General features: G+C 56.4%; 19 protein-coding genes and 1 pseudogene. All 20 read right to left on the minus strand.

The window, feature by feature from the left end; translation table 11 throughout:
• Positions 1-118: 118 nt before the first annotated feature.
• Positions 119-1534 (minus strand): annotated as a pseudogene (gene tnpC, locus ACD590_RS37475) (IS66 family transposase); the annotation flags it as partial.
• Positions 1535-1602: 68 nt separating this feature from the next.
• Entirely contained in the window at positions 1603-1956 is a 354-nt protein-coding gene (gene tnpB / locus ACD590_RS37480) for an IS66 family insertion sequence element accessory protein TnpB (RefSeq protein ID WP_141399593.1), read from the minus strand.
• Complete coding sequence (locus ACD590_RS37485) at positions 1953-2306, minus strand: transposase (RefSeq protein WP_439021072.1); 354 nt, start codon at positions 2304-2306, stop codon at positions 1953-1955. The genes tnpB (ACD590_RS37480) and ACD590_RS37485 overlap by 4 nt, the downstream gene beginning before the upstream one ends.
• A gap of 27 nt (positions 2307-2333) precedes the next feature.
• Complete coding sequence (locus ACD590_RS37490; RefSeq protein ID WP_096772371.1) at positions 2334-2639, minus strand: hypothetical protein; 306 nt, start codon at positions 2637-2639, stop codon at positions 2334-2336.
• Positions 2639-4204 carry an IS66 family transposase gene (gene tnpC, locus ACD590_RS37495; protein WP_096772372.1) on the minus strand — a complete coding sequence of 522 codons (1566 nt, stop codon included), beginning with the start codon at positions 4202-4204 and terminating at the stop codon, positions 2639-2641. Before tnpC (ACD590_RS37495) ends, ACD590_RS37490 begins: the two co-directional genes overlap by 1 nt.
• A gap of 72 nt (positions 4205-4276) precedes the next feature.
• The gene (gene tnpB / locus ACD590_RS37500) at positions 4277-4624 is read right to left on the minus strand and encodes an IS66 family insertion sequence element accessory protein TnpB (RefSeq protein WP_003574550.1); all 348 of its coding nucleotides are present in this window, start codon (positions 4622-4624) and stop codon (positions 4277-4279) included.
• The gene (gene tnpA / locus ACD590_RS37505) at positions 4621-5001 is read right to left on the minus strand and encodes an IS66-like element accessory protein TnpA (protein WP_096772384.1); all 381 of its coding nucleotides are present in this window, start codon (positions 4999-5001) and stop codon (positions 4621-4623) included. Before tnpA (ACD590_RS37505) ends, tnpB (ACD590_RS37500) begins: the two co-directional genes overlap by 4 nt.
• Positions 5002-5187: 186 nt before the next feature.
• Positions 5188-5346 (minus strand): IS66 family insertion sequence element accessory protein TnpB, encoded by a 159-nt coding sequence (gene tnpB, locus ACD590_RS37510; RefSeq protein ID WP_096772346.1) that lies wholly within the window; start codon positions 5344-5346, stop codon positions 5188-5190.
• Positions 5343-5753 carry an IS66-like element accessory protein TnpA gene (gene tnpA, locus ACD590_RS37515; RefSeq protein WP_096772345.1) on the minus strand — a complete coding sequence of 137 codons (411 nt, stop codon included), beginning with the start codon at positions 5751-5753 and terminating at the stop codon, positions 5343-5345. Before tnpA (ACD590_RS37515) ends, tnpB (ACD590_RS37510) begins: the two co-directional genes overlap by 4 nt.
• A gap of 63 nt (positions 5754-5816) precedes the next feature.
• A complete protein-coding gene (locus tag ACD590_RS37520; RefSeq protein WP_096772344.1) occupies positions 5817-6209 on the minus strand; it encodes a hypothetical protein in 393 nt (130 codons plus the stop codon).
• A 75-nt stretch (positions 6210-6284) separates the two neighbouring features.
• Positions 6285-7145: a hypothetical protein gene (locus tag ACD590_RS37525; protein ID WP_141399591.1), complete on the minus strand. Its 861-nt coding sequence runs from the start codon at positions 7143-7145 to the stop codon at positions 6285-6287.
• Entirely contained in the window at positions 7099-8121 is a 1023-nt protein-coding gene (locus ACD590_RS37530) for a hypothetical protein (protein ID WP_239619770.1), read from the minus strand. Before ACD590_RS37530 ends, ACD590_RS37525 begins: the two co-directional genes overlap by 47 nt.
• Before the next feature lie 90 nt (positions 8122-8211).
• Positions 8212-8976, minus strand: coding sequence for a hypothetical protein (locus ACD590_RS37535; protein WP_239619771.1), 765 nt, complete (start codon positions 8974-8976; stop codon positions 8212-8214).
• Positions 8977-9029: 53 nt separating this feature from the next.
• Complete coding sequence (locus ACD590_RS37540) at positions 9030-10244, minus strand: hypothetical protein (RefSeq protein WP_239619772.1); 1215 nt, start codon at positions 10242-10244, stop codon at positions 9030-9032.
• The gene (locus ACD590_RS37545; RefSeq protein ID WP_096772215.1) at positions 10241-10729 is read right to left on the minus strand and encodes a hypothetical protein; all 489 of its coding nucleotides are present in this window, start codon (positions 10727-10729) and stop codon (positions 10241-10243) included. Before ACD590_RS37545 ends, ACD590_RS37540 begins: the two co-directional genes overlap by 4 nt.
• Positions 10719-11639, minus strand: a complete 921-nt coding sequence (locus tag ACD590_RS37550; RefSeq protein WP_239619773.1) for a hypothetical protein — start codon at positions 11637-11639, stop codon at positions 10719-10721. Before ACD590_RS37550 ends, ACD590_RS37545 begins: the two co-directional genes overlap by 11 nt.
• Before the next feature lie 241 nt (positions 11640-11880).
• Positions 11881-13584 carry an ATP-binding protein gene (locus ACD590_RS37555; protein ID WP_096772214.1) on the minus strand — a complete coding sequence of 568 codons (1704 nt, stop codon included), beginning with the start codon at positions 13582-13584 and terminating at the stop codon, positions 11881-11883.
• Complete coding sequence (locus ACD590_RS37560; protein WP_239619774.1) at positions 13581-14867, minus strand: SIR2 family protein; 1287 nt, start codon at positions 14865-14867, stop codon at positions 13581-13583. The genes ACD590_RS37555 and ACD590_RS37560 overlap by 4 nt, the downstream gene beginning before the upstream one ends.
• A 466-nt stretch (positions 14868-15333) precedes the next feature.
• On the minus strand, positions 15334-15600 hold the full coding sequence (locus ACD590_RS37565; protein ID WP_096772213.1) for a DUF982 domain-containing protein: 267 nt from the start codon (positions 15598-15600) through the stop codon (positions 15334-15336).
• 181 nt (positions 15601-15781) lie between these two features.
• On the minus strand, positions 15782-16279 hold the full coding sequence (locus ACD590_RS37570; protein ID WP_096772212.1) for a hypothetical protein: 498 nt from the start codon (positions 16277-16279) through the stop codon (positions 15782-15784).

Raw genomic sequence — 16279 nt, forward strand, 5'->3', positions numbered from 1 at the left:
CCCTAAGCTATGCCGACTAGGCGGCCGCTATGGTGCTGGAAACGTTGGCAAAAAGTTGATTAATCGGCATAGTTCGCCGGTCGGCATAAACCGCCTTATGCCGCGCGCGGCATAAGGCAGTCTCGATGAGCGAGGCGATGGTCGCCCAGTTCTCCGCCCCGGCGTCATGTCCGGCGAAGAGAGCATTCTTCCGGTTGAGGGCTATCGGCCGGATGGTTCTCTCGACGGTGTTGTTGTCGATCTCGATGCGGCCATTAGTCAGGAAGACACAGAGGCCGTCCCAGTATTTGGCGATATAGGCCAGAGCTTCGCCAAGCGGCGACTTGCCAGCGACGCGGGCGCGATGCTGCGTCAGCCACATCCGCATGTCGGCGATCAATGGCGCTGATCGCTCCTGTCGCCCGGCCAGGCGAGCCTCTGGGGAACGACCCCGCAGCTCGTCTTCCATGCGATAGAGTTCGCCGATCCGCTTCACGCCTTCCGCGGCAATCGGTGCCGAGCCGTTGCGGGTGATCTCGACCAGTTTACGCCGGGCATGCGCCCAACAATAGGCTAGCCGGATGTCGGGACCGACACGGTCCGGTGCGATCAACCGATTATATCCGGCATAGCCGTCCACCTGAAGGACGCCCGTGAACCCCTGTAATATCCGCTCGGCATGTAACCCGCCGCGACCTGGAGCATAGGTGAAGGCTACACCAGGAGGCGCACCTCCGCCCCAAGGTCGGTCATCACGGGCCAGGGCCCAGAAGTATCCGGTCTTGGTTCTGCGTGAGCCGGGATCGAGGACCGGCGCATGGGTCTCGTCCATGAACAGCTTCGTCGACCGCTTCAGATCGGCAATCAATGCGTCAAAGACCGGGCGCAGTTCGAAAGCAGCCCGACCGACCCAATCGGCGAGTGTGGATCGGTCGAGATCAAGGCCCTGGCGGCTCATTATCTGGGCCTGCCGGTAGAGCGGCAGATGATCGGCGTATTTGGACACCAGCACATGAGCGATGGTCGCTTCTGTCGGCAATCCGGCCTGAATCAATCGGGCGGGAGCCGGAGCCTGAGTAACGCCGTCGGTGCAAGAACGGCAGGCATATTTGGGGCGACGGGTGACGACGACACGGAACTGCGCCGGAATGACATCCAGCCGCTCGGAGACGTCCTCGCCGATGCAATGCAAGCCTCCGCCGCAAGCGCAGATCAGGTTTTCCGGCTTGATGATCTCCTCGACGCGAGGAAGGTGGGCGGGCAGAGAACCGCGATTGATGGCGCGGGGTTTGGGGTGCGGCTTCCCAGAAGGGCTATCGGCTTCGTCTTCGGCGTGGATGGTTGCAATGGCCGTTTCCAGGTCTTCCAGCGCAAGATCGAATTGCTCTGGGTCAGCTTTCTCGGATTTGCGGCCGAAGGCGGCTTGCTTGAAGGCGGCGACCAGCTTCTCTAGCCGCTCGATCCGTTCATCCTTGCGAACTTCACGCGCTTGCGCCGCGATCAGCATCGCCTTCAAGGCAGCAATATCGTCGGGAAGATTGGCGGCGTCCAACATGGCCGAAGTCTATCAAAGCTAGCGTCGCTTCGCCGTTGGAATTTACCGCCCGAGTCATCGTGCCGCATCTATTCGATGGCATCCGGCGCTCTTGCCTCCATGGAACGGACACGACGCCAGTCGAGGCCTGCAAACAGCGCCTCGAACTGAGCATGGCCCAACGTCATCAGGCCATCTTTGATGCCCGGCCAGGTGAACGTGTGCTCCTCCAGCCGCTTGTAGGCCATCACCAGACCGCTGCCATCCCAGTAGATCAGCTTCAGGCGATCCGCCTTGCGCGAGCGGAATACGAAGACCGTCCCTGTAAAAGGGTCCTTGTGCAGCTCGTTTTTGACCAGCGCTGCCAGGCCATCGTGGCCCTTGCGGAAGTCGACCGGTTTGGTCGCCACCATGATCCGAACCCGGTTCGATGGAAAGATCATGCCGGAACAGCGCAGGCACGCGCGACAGCAGCGATGCGGGCGGCAGACGCGCCCTCTTCCAGGCGGATCGTGACCGAACCGACGATGATCTCGGGGCGGCTAGTCTTGATCAGCGGCTCCAAAACGGGTGGATTGACGACTACCGCTGCGAACTCCACAGCATTCTCGGGTGCAGGCAGAACAAGCTTGCCCTGCCGCGCCATCGTCCGCCAAGTCGAAAGGCGGTTCGCCCGCAATCCAAAGCGTTCAGCGACCTCATTCACCTTCGCACCGGGCCGAAGGCTCTCAGACACGATCTGCGCTTTGACCTCATCAGGCCAATGCCGATGAACCGTAAGCGTCCGGCGAATGCATTTTTTGCGTCAACGAGGCACGGTTTAGGACTTGCGGATTAGCTCATCTGCCATGACGCGCTCGATCACCTCGGGATCGCATTGTTCATCGACGAGGAACTGGCGGATTCCACCATCCCACGTCCGTATGTCGGCCAGGAGATCTCGAAGGTCGTCAATTCCATTTTCGGTCAGGCCTTTTGTGCCATCTTCACTGCCATCGCGGACATATACCAATTCGCCCTCGGCGATATTGTCCGAGTTGGCGGTGACTTCCTCGAGTAGTTCAAGGTTCTCGCCGATCATGACGGCGACTTCTTTGAGCGTGTAGATGAACCTCGAGCGTGCCATCACGCAGCCTCGTATCGGTCTTTCGCCGGCACCCACTGCCACGGCAGCAGTTCCTGGAGCCGATCCTTGGGATGGCTCGGGATCCGGGTCAGGACGTCTGTGAGATAGACCTCCGGATTGTGGCCATGGAGTTTGGCAGTCTCGATGATAGTCAGAATGTTGGCGATGCGCTCACCGCCCTTGTCTGACCCGGCGAAGAGCCAATTTTTTCTTCCGATTCCAAGCGGACGCATGGCTCGCTCAGCTATGTTGTTATCGATTTCGACACGGCCATCGTCGATGTAAACGCTCAACGCTGCCCATCGCGAGAGGGCATATCGCATCGCTTCAGCCAGCTTCTGCTTCTGTGGTACCGCCTGCAGCTTTTCCTCGATCCAGCTCTTGAAGTCTGCCAGAAGGGGCCTGGCGTGTTGCTGGCGCAGTGTACGCCGCTCGTCAGCCGGCATGCCGCGGATACGATCCTCGATATCGTAGAGCGCACCGATGCGCGAGAGCGCTTCGTCAGCGATTGGAGATGGCTTCAGCTTGATCACATCGTGGAACTTGCGGCGCACATGGGCCATGCAGGCGGCCTCGACGATCTGGTTGCCGTAAAGCTTCTTATAGCCACCATAGCCATCCGCGTGCATCACGCCGCTGAAGTTTGCGAGATGGTCGGCTGGATGCGCGCCCTTGCGGTCGGGGCTATAGTAGTAGGCAATGGCTCTTGGAGTGGGATCTTGATAGCCGCTGCCATCGAAGACATAGACCCAGACCCGCCCGGTTTTTGTCTTTCCTCGCCCAGGGTCGAGAACATCGACCGGGGTATCGTCCGTATGTATTCGGTCGACCGCCGCGATATGGGCTCTGATCAGCAAGATGAGAGGAGCCAGCAGAACTGACACGCGGCCGACCCAGTCGGCCATCACGGATCGGGAGATATCTATCCCCAGCCGGTCGTACATCTCGGATAGACGGTAGAGCGGGATGTGATCGTCGAATTTGGCGACCATGATATGGGCCAGCAACCCCGGTCCGGGCTTGCCGCGCTCGATCGGCAGGGTCGGCATTTCGCCTGCCACCGTCGTATCGCAGTCCCTGCAGATCATGCGCTTTTCGACGTGGCGGACAATCTTGATGGACGCCGGCACGTGCTCCATCACCTGGATCACCCTGTCGGCGGCCTTCAGGAACGATGTGCCACCACAAGTCGGACAACTGCAGGGTGCTGCATAGACCAGTTCTTCGGTTGGAAGACCATCGGGCAATGGTTTACGCTTCGGCTTGTCCGGCGCGTCGTCCAACTCCGGCAAAGGAGCTTTCCCGGAGCGCATCTCAGCCTCGGCGCGGGCGGCTTCGATCTCCTCCAGCATCAGTTCGAATTGCTCGATCTTCCGGTCGATCTTTTCCGAAGAAGCGCCATGCTGCCGATGGCGGAGCAAATCCAACTGCGCGCGCAGGAGCCCGATAATGGAGTCTCGCTTGCTGACTTCGGCTTCTTGGCGCTCAAGTTTCGCCGCCTGTTCAGCGACGAGCGCGCGCAAAACAGATAGCTCCTCCTGACTGTCCAGCGGCGTTATTTCCATACCCGCATACGTAGCCGATTTGCGCCGGAAGCGCTAGCATTATGCTCCGGATGTCCTTGCAAAATATAGCTTTTAACCCGTTCGACCGGGAGCGGAAGTCCACGCAGGTCGGCGCCAGTCGATCCCCTCAACAAGCATCGACAACTGAGCTTGCGTCAGATGCGCAACCCCATCTTTCGCTGTCGGCCAGGGAAAGTATCCGCGTTCCAAAATTTTGTAAAACAGGCAGAACCCTTGGCCATCCCACCATAAAAGTTTGATCCGATCAGCGCGTTTTCCGCGGAAGCCGAAGATTGCGCCGGAGCCCGGCACCTCCTTGATAGCCGTCTCGACAAGCGCGGACAGTCCATCAATGCCACGCCGCATGTCGGTCACCCCGCAGGCCAGATAAACCCGCACATTCCCCGAAGGCCCGATCATGCCGCCTCCACACAAGCGACCAGTGACGATAGCACTTCGAGATCCATGTCCGCTGCAATTCTCAGTAAGCGGCCATTCCTCAGGACGATTTCAACGTCTTTGCATCTCGGCCGAGCACTGCTCCTCTTAGAGCCTTCACTCACGCACTCCGACGCTCCGATAAGCGATACCGGGATGAACGATGCGGTCTGGGGAGATTCGGGTGGCAAGAGCTTCTTTCGCCAGGCGTAAATCTGCTGCGGAAGAACGTCGTGCCGGCGCGCCACATCCGAAACGGTGCCATCCGCGCTGAACGCTTCTTGCAATATCGAAAGCTTCAGTTCCGTCGACCATCGACGTTGTCGCTCGGCACCCGTCAGGATCTCAACCTTGGCCATTCATACCCTGTTACGTCACAAATGAATCATCTGTGTCGTAACTTGCGCCAATCCCACACCTAACCAAAATCCGCTCACCGGACGCTCACGATGAACCTCACGTCCAGACTTCCTGGTTGTGAGAAACTCCAATGTACTCTCCATGGAGAAACTCCCGTTGCTCGTCCATGGAAAGGCGATCACAGATCAGGGCGGCGAGGACAATGTGGGATCGGAACACCGGTTACACATCGGATCGCGCTTCAGTGTCTCTTGCACCATCAGAGACAGACCGGGAAAGCCCTTGCGCATGTCCGTATGGCCGGTCGCCAGCCAGACCTTCACACCAGCAGGAACCGGGATCATCGCCGACCCAGCACACAATCGAGAATGCGGCCAAGTGCCTCCGTGTCGATGTCGCTGTCCACACGGACACGACGACCGCGGCCCAGATCAATCGTCACATCGCTGCGCTTCCGGCGGGGATGCGATGAGGCCGGCGCTTCTGAGGCAGCGGGCTGGGCTGCCGGCGCGGCCTCCGAAACGATCACGGGCACCAAGGTGCTCGACACCTGCGTCGACGGCTCCTCGATCCGGCAGAGTTCCTTGCGCCACCGAAAGAGTTGGCTCACGTGGATGCCGGCCGCACGGGCAATCTCGGAAAGAACCGCACCAGGCTCAAGGCAGGCTGCAACCAGCCGCTCTTTGTCCTCGCGAGACCAGCGCCGACGGCGCTCGACAGACGTGATCACTTCAATCGGATGCTTGGTCATAGGACTACTCCTAGTGTTTGCACTAGGACTTCCGATGTTCGCATAAACCTCGCAAGACGGCCCTCACCGTGGGCTTACCTGCTTTCGAACTTCTGGAGGATAGCAATTTCCTCCGCCCTCATAGTTCCTGTGGACTGCGCGAGCCTGCTCGTTCGTCAGGACGTAGAACGTTGGTGCCATCGTCCTCAGATCGAGTTCGATGAAGATGAAGAAGTCCGCGTCGCCTTTCTTGTGCATTTCTACAGGCCAGCGGGTGATCTCAGTCGGCCGGCGCAGGAACTGCCGCGTCTTCACCTCGATCGATTTCGGCTGCCCACCGACGACAACAATGACATCGTGCCCAGGTGCGCCTTCGGGGCTCATATAGGCGGCCAGTCCGAGTGTGTTCAGCTTTGGTACGGTCAGCAGCTCGCCCAGCGTTCCGGATTGCGGGGACGATAGTTTTTCCAGCGTCATTGCTCTTCGTATTCTCCCAGAATCTCAATACGCGGACCACGTCCGGTCGCTTCACTCTCGGACGTGTCGAAGGTCTCAGGCATCGTCTGCCGCGGCCACATTTCGAAGGCGAGAGATGTAATCATCTACCCGGTCCAAAATGATTTCGAGACCGAGATAGCGAACGTAACCTCCTCCGCCCCGCTGGATAATGCCATCCAAGAAGATCTCGAAGGAATGACCATCACCCGCTAATCGAGTAACGAAGACCGCTCCACCACTCATGCCATCCAAAGGCTCTAAGTCCTCAGGATATCGCAACACGCCGCAGTTACTGCGGGACTCTAGGTGTCCCGACTTGCAGATCGGATGGATCCGCATCCCGCCATTCTCCATCACCATTCGCTGGAGATGGCTTGGCAAGCCTGAGGCTAAAGCTAAATCACCAGCGCGACCGATGTGGCGACGTTCGACGGGGAAGAACTGATGTCGTGAGTATGATGGTAGCATCTCATACTCGACCACACCGATCACATAGTCACTTTCATCCTCTGTGGAACCAGGCGAGAATAGGTATGTGTTGAACGGAATATTGGTGCTGTCGGTGCCATCGTCCATCAGCACTACCAGATAGTCCAAGCGGTCCTTAAAAGCCGCTGCTGTTTCACCCGCGATCGTTGCTATTTGGTGGCGCGTGAAGACGGCGAAATGTCGCCCTCGGTACTGGAAGAGAACGGCACTACCCTGAAGTCCAAACAGCAAACGGCGAGCAACCGCGCCATCCTGCAGCGTGAGCTCGAACCCATCCAGACCATAGTATTCGTCCCCAAGGGCGGCGAAACAAAGTGGTCGGATACATCGATCAGCGATCGTTGGCTCCTGTGGGTCTGTGAATCTCAGCATAGGAGGATCAATCCTTTCGACGGCGCGCACGAATTTCGTCAATTTGACGGTCAATTTCAGCCTCGGCGGCTGCGCAACTCTCCGCGAGATCCTCGCGGAATTGCAAGGTGTCTCTCAGGAAGTCGACATAGGTGGCGACGGCCAGATGTGTGTTGGCCTTAGAGCGCAAGCGCTGAACCCGCCGCTTCCATCCTGGAACGGGATCCTTCTTGATCGTCAGGCGGTAGTTGGCGGCGAGCCAATCAACAAGGTCATGGATAGATCTGCCGGAAAAGCCATTCTCGCTTGCGAACTTGTGACCCACAGGCGAGAAGGCCAGCCGCCATGTCTGGCAATTGATTGTCGCCTGATCTCGCGTGATCCCCTTCCCCTTGGGAAACACGCCAGTTGAGATGACATCGAGGTAAACATTGTTCTCAGTGATGATATAATCCATATAGTCCGCGAGCGCACCGATCGTCTTGCCTCTATCAAAATGGCACCGATCCTTCAGCGTTGCGCACGCCTTCTCGAAGTCACCTAGTTCGGCCGGATTGAGTCTGCTGCTGTTGAAATACTTCTTCGCGCGTTCCGGGATTACCATCTTATTGCCGTAGTAAAGACCACGCCCGGGAAACGCCTTCAGAATGTCGCAGGCTACCGAGAAGTAGAAATTAGCAATGGCTGGCAGGATGGCTTCGTGCTGGAGGCCGACATGGTACAGCTCGTTTCGGAACTCATGCATTATTGCAACTGTCCGCGCCTGTTCCTCTGTGACCATCTTCGCGATACGTGCAAACTTTAGCTTCGCGTCGAAAGACTGTCCGACAGCCTCGGCCAACTCCAGCTTATGGGGGTACGCCTCCTCTAAATGGTGCCAGCTCTTGAGGTGAGCATGCTTTTCTGTAGCGAGCCTATGGATTGCCAGCTCTACCGCATTGTCGGTCAGCATCAACGCAAACCGGGCATCATGAACGCCGCCCTTGTCGAGATGTTCGAGGGCCAGATCCATCTGGTCAAGGAGAGCCGCGTAAAAGCTGAGAGCTGTCATCTTAGGTCAATCTCGTCTGCCGCTCGTCGACCTCGCTCGACAGAGAAGTTGTTCATCTTCGGCTCCTGCCGGCGTCATGGCAGGTTCGCGTCAATCACCTGTCGAAATTGGTTGTAGGACGTGCCCTTTAAGAATGATCTTGGTGCAGTCAATCTCGCCTATTATCGGTGCTAGGATCGACAAATCCTCACTCGTGGAGAAAATCACTTGTTGTCCACGAGCCTTCGATGTCGCTGCTCGTCGCAAAAGCTGCTCGAAGCTGACCTTCGAAGATGATTGTTGGCGCGGTTCGTCGAAGACCAAAACACCTGGATGGTTCGTGCTGTAAGAAGCGGCGAGTTCGAGCAGCCCAAGCTGATACGCCCATTTCAATCTTATTGCGTCGCTTGCGGATGTTTCAAAACCGATCTCAAAACCCTCAACCTCGGGACGATACGTATCCTGGGAGATAGCAAGATCGTCGGGTTGAAAGGTTTTAAATCCAAACTGCCGCGCCTGTGCACGTAGCAATTCAGACAGACGGTTGAGCTTTGCCTTATCGCTGTCGGACAGCTCGTCGTCAGGAAGCGCGCTTCTCTGTTGAAGAAGCGTCGTATACTGCTCAGACAGGGTGCTGAAACTGCTCACCGCATCGTCAAAGAAAGACTGCAGTTCGGAAAAATCTCGAATCTTCCGTTCAATCAGAATTCGCTCTTCAATCGCTGAAGCCGAAACGCTCGTCGCCGGCGCTACTAAATCAGCTCTTAGTGTTCTTATTACCGTGTACGCTTCGCTGAGATCTCGATTTAGTTGTGAGAGTAATCCTTCACGCTCTCGATTTTCCTCTTCTTCGCGCCGAAGTATGTCTTCAAACATTCTGATTTCAGATTTGATGTATGAGATATTATCTTCGATTGGCATGATCGATGCTACGCATTTTGCGAAAGTAAAGTGTCCTGCAAGCCTTGTTCGCAGGTGGGGCACCGGTCAGGACTAAGTGACCATTGAACGCCTGAAAAGCGCTGTAGCTTTTGAACATCCTGGTTTTTTTGAAGATCTTCTCGCAAAGTCTGGATCCGCCGTGTCAGGGCGTCAACGTCTGCTAATTTTACCTGCTTCACGCCGTTTAACGAAAGGCGCTGGACATTGAGGCTCTCCGCGTGGGCGATCACCTCGGCGAGTTTGGCTTCTATGGCGGGGACATTGTCGGACACGACCGGCACTTCGGCTTGGGAAATAGTGTCGAGTTCGGACTTCAGCGATCTAAGATGGTCATCAAGTGGCGTCCAGCCAACTTGTGTTGCCACTGACACGAACGCTTTCGAGATCGCATTCAAATCAACGATCGGCTTCGTACCAAGTGCCTCAATGCGTGAGGCAGATCTGTTCAGCAGCTGGCTGAGGTCATGCCAATTTGTTTCCCATCTGCTGGTAAGAACGTTGATGCGTTGATTTAGCTGTTCACGTTTGCGCTCAATCTCGTAGGCTTCGAGCCCCGCGATGAACTCGACTGCTCGTTTGTGGACCTCTCGAATGCGAAAATATGTCGGAATGGCTGCGGGGATGGAGGACCACCCGGACTTTTGCTCCACCCAGAACAGCGGGAACACGGTTTCGAGATAGAGCTTGATATCTTCTTTCTCGTAGCCTCGAACGACGGGAAGCTCCCAGCCAAGAAAATTCTCGAGGAAATGATGGAAACCGTCCTCACGTTGAGCAGCCCCCGGGTCTCGCACGAAGAACTGCTGAGTCCGATACTGGCCTTCAGGTTCAGACAGACCAGGGCCGAATTTTACTGTTATCAGGCGGTCATCGAGTTTTGAGACGACAGGGCGATGGACTGTCGCTATTGTGCCGACTGAATTTTCCAGTTCGAGCATCACGTCAGATTCAACGACCCGCACGCTCTCGCCACTATCTGTCACAAGATGGCTTGTCATCGCGTGTGGAAGAGGGATCTCTCGACGAGGGCTCAGCATTCGTTCCAAACCAAGAACGTAAATCATCCCTTGAAGGCAGGTTGATTTACCCATGGTGTTGTCGGCCCAAAGAACATTTAGCCCGTCGGTGAAACCGAGTTCAACTCCGTACCAGCCCCGCTCTGTGAGCGCGCGAAGCCTTAGGCGTCTCAGTTTAAAAGTCATAGAAGATTCTCCGGACGCCAGACCGTTTTCATAAAGCCATCAGTTAGCTTCGGCGCCACCTCGGAAAGGAAGGCTCTCTCGGCGTCAAGTACGCCGCTAGCTTTGGCAATTGCCTCAGCTGCTTTGCGACCTTCGTCCGTCAAAACAACCACCGATCCTTTGTTAACGCTAACGAGACCCATCGAATGGCTGAGCGCTACCGCGCGGTTTAGCCAAGGCTCGACCCTTACGGATACGTCGAGTGGACGATACCGTCCCGCGATCAATCCTAGTGCCTCCTCTCGACCCTCCTCGAGTCGCACATTATGAGCAAGAAATTGGAGCTTCTGAAAACTCGCCTTTTTCCCTCGACTGTAAAATACACTTAGGAGCAGTATCGCCATTCCCCAAGCCATCCGCAGGTCGCCTGCGACAGGCTCTGGGCGGACGGTGAACGTGAACTTGGATGTATTAAGGATGTCTAAGAAAGGGCTTTCACGGGACATCTGGGAAATCCAATGGGCACTGCATTATCCATTCAGAGACGGTTCCGAACACGAGTTGATCGACGTTCTCAGGTGATAGGTTTGGCGCCGCACCCTTGATTGCTTCCTTCAGGTTCATAATCTCATCGTTCAGGATGCCACTGGCCGTAACTGCAGTGGGGCCGGCAAACTCTAAATGGCGCCTCCGGCTCGCAATCACCGTGGCAAGATTGTCATGTAACTCTGGTGCCTGAGAACGAAGTGCACTCATAAGCGCCGCGCCCTGCAGATGATAACGAGTAGCATCCGCAACCGCATCTTCAAGCTTTTGAGGAGTTGTACGCTTCGCCAGCTTCGTGCGAGCCGTTGACAGCAAATCCTGTGACCCCTTCTCCTTCTCCCAAGAGCTAATCTGCGGATTTGTCGGATTTGGAATGCTAAGTTTGATGAGCGACAGTTGCGCCGCATTCAGCGTTAGGGCGTCAGCGCCGAAAAATGCTTGATCATGAATAAGGACCTCAAAGTCAGTGTCGAGGTAAGGCAGTGCTTTCGATCGGAGCTCCGTCGTCTTGTTCGCGCAGTGTATGTTGACGTCCTTGCTGTCGTGTAATGGGCTGAGCAGGACCCATCTCTTTATCGGCGCGCCGAGGAAGAGTTTCGATACGATAACGTTGTTTTTTTGAAGCTTACCCAGATCCCTGGTGATCTTATCTTTTTGCTTCTTCGCGCGTTCAGCGACTCCGATCGGCTCTTCTACCGCGTAACACTGATATGCGACGCTGTCCTTGTTGCAGTAATAGTCGATACCAAGGTCGCCCTGATCTTTGGCGGGTACCTTGTGAACGTTTAAGACGCCATGCCGACAATTCAGGAGGCCAAGCGCAAATATCTCCCAGTCGTCGGGATTCCAAATAGTTGTTGTTGACGGCAAGACTTCCCCCAGTATTCAGTATAGGTAATCTACATGAAGGGCGGTTGCGTGCAATGGAAGATTGTCGGCCTTAGGTAGCATCACTTTGCTTTTTGATCTCATTGGTAAATGTTCGCTCTGCGGCACGTCGCCCAGACCGATTGGGCATGTTGAGATGGTTCGCTTCCTGGACAGCAGGCGCGGTCTTCCGCATCTTCTTTGGGTGATTGAGATTTGTAAGCATGCTTTCACCCCATCGCTCTTAGTCCGCCCTGGGCTGACGACTGGCCCAGTACGACGTGTATTTTGGCCCTTTGGAATCGGGCGGCGACGGGGGCTCGTGAATCAAAACAGGCACCGGCGCGGGAAGGTCTGGCCCGACGATTATGGCTTCTCCAGGCGCGAGAGTCGGGATGAACAGAGCGGCGTTGCGATCAAGATCGCCGCAGGCTTTCTCGACTGCATTGCGATCGTCTTCATTGGTCAGACGATGCACAATCAACGTGCCAAGTTGGCTGAGAACATCGGCCGGAATATCGCGAGGGCGTTGTGTGGCAAGGATGGTCGTCAGTCCGTATTTGCGACCTTCTTTGGCGATAAGCCCAAACGCTTCAAGTTTCACGCTGGCGTATTCGTCGCCGATGGTTCGGCCTAGGAATTGGTGTGCTTCATCCAGTAGTGTGATCATCGGTTTGTCTCGAAAGGTGTTCTGCCGGGCGCGGGCCAGGAGAAAGCGCCCGATGACATTCAGAAGGATTTCGCGCGTGTTGTGCTCGAACCTGACGTTTTTGAAGGATATTCGCAGGATGTCCTGCCTTTCGGACGCAAAGAATGCTTCCAGAACCTTTACTAAGGACTGTCCACGATTACCGAACAGGCATTCAAGCTCAGGGGTATGGATCAACGTGCGCATGCGCGCGATCAGGCTTTCGCAGTAGCCTACGGCCTGCTCATTGACCTTGCCCCAGTGGGTCGGATTGTCCCAATCCGTCGGCTGGACGCACTCCTGCTGAACCTGGTCGGGAAGGTTTTCAATGTCGAAGTGGCAAAGCGGACTGTGAATCACATCGCTATGCACTTCCAAAGCTTTCAGGAAGGGGCGGCGGTCCTTTTGCTTCTTAAGGAGCAGCTTTTTCTCATAGATCGTCACGCCTTCAAGCTGTCCCTCACTTTTCTTAACAAGCTTGAGGCTCTTGATCGCTTCGCGGAGTTTGGGGCCTTGACTTTGGCCCGATGGGCGAAACAAAGCAAACAGATCGTCCTCGGTCATGAACTGGTAGGGGAAATGAACCTGCTGGCTGCCGGCTTCTTCGTGGTCGAAGGCGTAGTGCTCCGATATGGCGGGGATTTCTGCAAATTCGCCGGTGGGATCAAAGAGAATGCATTTACCGCCAGCGGCTTTGACCTGCTGGAGTATGGTGGCCAGGGTCCAGCTCTTGCCGCCGCCCGTGGCGCCAAACACGCCGCAGTGGCGGCCGAAGAGCTTCTCAGGCGGCAGGCGCAAATGTACACCGCTGCCCGCATCGAGCGTGCCGATGTCGAGCGCGCTCGTACCGCTCGCCACCAGTGAATTTGCCATGAGCTCGCCGAACATCGACGGATCGGCCAGGTAAACCGCGTCGCCGACGCGGGGATGGTGGCGGATGCCACGGATGAGTTTGCTCTGGCGTTGATCGACTGACGCCAGCAGTTGCACCCTGCCGACCGGGTGAGGGTCGGGTTGCGTGCCCAGCGTCGGCTCGACGGTCAATCGCTCGGCGTCGGGCAGTTTGACTTCGACCAGTCGACCGAGAAGTTTCACGAGCTCGCAATCCACGAATACGAAGTCGCCGACGGCGCCGCGCGCAAGGGCACGGCGCTCCGGCCGGGCGGTGGCGTAAGGCAAGTTCACTTGCACCGTTGACGCCGTCACGACGGAAATCGTGCCGACATAGCGATCGGGATCAACCAGGCTGTGTTTGATCACGACTGTACCCCATCGCCGAAGCCTCTCGCGGCCTGCATACGGTCAAGATGGCGTTCGCGTTCGGTTTGCGCAACAAGATCAGGGATGGCTAGCGCCAAATCCTCAAAGCGGCCGCTGAGCAGTGTGATACGCTGATCGCCAATCCGCGCCAAGTGCTTGAACCTTTCGAAATAGTCGCTGATATGCTCGCGCACCGCGCTTTCCCCGGCGATGGTATGATCGCCTTTCTCCAAGACATCGTCTCTGAGAAAAGCCACGTCACACACGATCAGCTTGAGGCTCATATTGGCCTCCAGTGCCGCCATCACTGGCTTGCTCAGGTGGTCGTCGTTGAAGCCGAAGCCTGAGACGATCAGGGCGGTATCCGGCTCGCGCAGCGAGCTTTGAAACGCGCCCATCATATCAAGATAAGGAGGCTCAAACGCTTCCTGGTATTTGCTGTCGCGCGGAAAGATCAGGAGAGGCGTTTCCGAGCCTTCAGTCCGCACGATATCGGCACCGCTTCGCTTCCAGTCGATCGAGCCGTGGAGTTTGTAGAGATGGAACACGTTCTCGATATAGTCAGGCCCCTCCTTGGCATTCTCGCGGCGGACGATGTCGTGCGAGAAATGGCCGCGATCATAGATTTGCGGCATGGAATGGGAAAAGCCATCGATGATGGAGAAGCGCTGTGTCCGCGCGGCGTATTCAAAACACAAATCGTAGTTGGTCGTGAAAAATTTGGCGCGCGGCTTACGCACGCCGCGCCGCGCGATCTTACGGATGATCGTGCCGTGCGCCTTGAGGTCCGTATCCTTGTTGACGAAGCTGACGCGCTTGGAGATCGCCTTCTCGGCGGTTCCAATGAAGTTCGTGATTTTGGCGCTCTGGGCGTTGTCGAAGAGCTCGACATAAATTTTGCATTGGGTCAGCAATTTCTCAATGTTCTTTCCAATGTCCTTGGCTTTGGGGATGAGCTTGATCACTTCCTGGAATGTGTCGTCGGTGGCTGCGGTTTTGACCGCATCCCAAAGGTCGCCCATGCCGGGCGCGGTGAGAGCGTTCTGTGCGGTATTTCGTGCGCAGAATGATGCGCCGGCCCCGGTCAGCACCATCAGGTTCGAGGCGTTCATGGCGATGCTCAACGCAAGATCGATATCGCGGTTGGCGCCGAAACTGGTAGTTTTGCCATCGCCGTCAACTTGATCGGCGAACTCGACCCAGCCCTTGGCTGGGTTGAACAGCCGCAGATGATCGGCAGATGCCGGTAAATCCTTCCAGTATCCCAATGAATATCCCTCCATTTGCGATCTCGGTACGATCGCGCTATGCCCGTAATCGGAGCATGGCCGCAGACTACACGTCAAAATAAACTGTGTAAGCGTGTGGTGATAGATATTTGCAGGGGTTCGCGAGGCGAAAGACGCTGATATTTTTGCATGATCATTACGCAGACTTAGAGAGCGAGGTCATGCCGAGACAGCGGATGCTCAGTGCGAATGCACTCGATTGCCGTGGCGACAAGCTGTTCGCCGGCGTGTTTACCAAGAATGGAAGCCCGTAGGCAAACATTGGGATTGCCCATGGATTTCAGAGAGATGAGATTTTGGAACTTTCGCAGGTTGCGGGTTCGATTCCGCTCAAGGCGCACGGATGCCGAATATCGAGGTCTCCGGTTCTGCTCACACTAAGACAGCAACCTGAGTCTGTTCGCAGCGCGAGCCGCCCCACGCGGTGCGAACAGGTCGCTTTGCGCTTCTTCAACAGTTCTCATCGGTGAACGACGGTTAGTGCAGCAATACCAGCCTCATCGGCCGCACGCAGAAACGCTTCCCGGAATTGCTCCGGAGCAATCTGACCGCTGATCGCATCAACGCAGGCCTTCACCGCGCTGACGTATTCCTCGCCATCATCGGAAGGCCAGTCCGTGATCAGCATATGCGCTGCGTCGCCGAGCGTGCGAACGATCTTGTGGGCTGGCTGACCGCGCAGCGTAAGTCCAACGGGTGTGAATGTCGACGATGTATTCCAGTTCATTGCCCCCGACCCCTCAAGGCACGGATGCTGCGATCCCAAGCGGACTATACGCGCGCATTCTAAAAATCCGAATTAAGAATTATGGCTGCCACGTCGAGCGATGAAAGTCTGCCGCGCGGAGAAGTGAGGGCGCTCGACGACGAGGGGTAGGCCGCCACTAGCGCGATCACGCATGAAGTCGTCATTGGGCTTTGGGCAGATCGCTCCACCTTATCCTCAGCAGAGGTTTAGCCGTTTTAGGAAGCTTCGAGCGATCAACCATCCGCGATGAGACTTCAAAGTCGGCGTTGATCTTCACGACGAGCAGCTTGCTGAAATTCCCCGACACTTTCACGGAAACCTCATCGTTGGACTTGAACGGCGTGATGGTTTTGATCTCCACGTGATCGTTGCCAAGCCGCCCGTCGGCACCCTGCGCGTAGTTCTTGTTCAGCTTTATCCCGTAGGTGATGGCGCCGAACAGTTCGCCAATGACGCCGTACAGATCAAGATGACGACTTGTCTCACGGTGGTAGCTTTCGGCCAGTGCCAAGAGGTCCTGAAAATACGGGATCAGATGTCGGATAGCATTGGGATATTTGGCGCGCCACTCGTGGTATTGGAGTTGTTCTTCCACGTCGGACCAGGAAACCCACTCGCCGTCGTCATAGAAGGCTCGATTCCAGATATCAGCATCCAT

The organism is Rhizobium sp. 862_C5_N1_2 (genome assembly GCF_051811205.1).
Taxonomy (GTDB): Bacteria; Pseudomonadota; Alphaproteobacteria; order Rhizobiales; family Rhizobiaceae; genus Rhizobium; species Rhizobium leguminosarum.

What these genes read in the sequence shown, in the direction of transcription:
- tnpA (WP_096772384.1), bottom strand. Translation starts at nt 5,001, where the DNA reads ATGGCCAAGGTTGAGATCCTGACGGGTGCCGAGCGACAACGTCGATGG.
- tnpB (WP_096772346.1), bottom strand. Translation starts at nt 5,346, where the DNA reads ATGATCCCGGTTCCTGCTGGTGTGAAGGTCTGGCTGGCGACCGGCCAT.
- ACD590_RS37565 (WP_096772213.1), bottom strand. Translation starts at nt 15,600, where the DNA reads ATGAACTGGAATACATCGTCGACATTCACACCCGTTGGACTTACGCTG.
- tnpA (WP_096772345.1), bottom strand. Translation starts at nt 5,753, where the DNA reads ATGACCAAGCATCCGATTGAAGTGATCACGTCTGTCGAGCGCCGTCGG.
- ACD590_RS37535 (WP_239619771.1), bottom strand. Translation starts at nt 8,976, where the DNA reads ATGTTTGAAGACATACTTCGGCGCGAAGAAGAGGAAAATCGAGAGCGT.
- tnpB (WP_003574550.1), bottom strand. Translation starts at nt 4,624, where the DNA reads ATGATCGGGCCTTCGGGGAATGTGCGGGTTTATCTGGCCTGCGGGGTG.
- ACD590_RS37530 (WP_239619770.1), bottom strand. Translation starts at nt 8,121, where the DNA reads ATGACAGCTCTCAGCTTTTACGCGGCTCTCCTTGACCAGATGGATCTG.
- tnpB (WP_141399593.1), bottom strand. Translation starts at nt 1,956, where the DNA reads ATGATCTTTCCATCGAACCGGGTTCGGATCATGGTGGCGACCAAACCG.
- ACD590_RS37570 (WP_096772212.1), bottom strand. Translation starts at nt 16,279, where the DNA reads ATGGATGCTGATATCTGGAATCGAGCCTTCTATGACGACGGCGAGTGG.
- tnpC (WP_096772372.1), bottom strand. Translation starts at nt 4,204, where the DNA reads ATGGAAATAACGCCGCTGGACAGTCAGGAGGAGCTATCTGTTTTGCGC.
- ACD590_RS37545 (WP_096772215.1), bottom strand. Translation starts at nt 10,729, where the DNA reads ATGTCCCGTGAAAGCCCTTTCTTAGACATCCTTAATACATCCAAGTTC.
- ACD590_RS37520 (WP_096772344.1), bottom strand. Translation starts at nt 6,209, where the DNA reads ATGACGCTGGAAAAACTATCGTCCCCGCAATCCGGAACGCTGGGCGAG.
- ACD590_RS37490 (WP_096772371.1), bottom strand. Translation starts at nt 2,639, where the DNA reads ATGGCACGCTCGAGGTTCATCTACACGCTCAAAGAAGTCGCCGTCATG.
- ACD590_RS37560 (WP_239619774.1), bottom strand. Translation starts at nt 14,867, where the DNA reads ATGGAGGGATATTCATTGGGATACTGGAAGGATTTACCGGCATCTGCC.
- ACD590_RS37540 (WP_239619772.1), bottom strand. Translation starts at nt 10,244, where the DNA reads ATGACTTTTAAACTGAGACGCCTAAGGCTTCGCGCGCTCACAGAGCGG.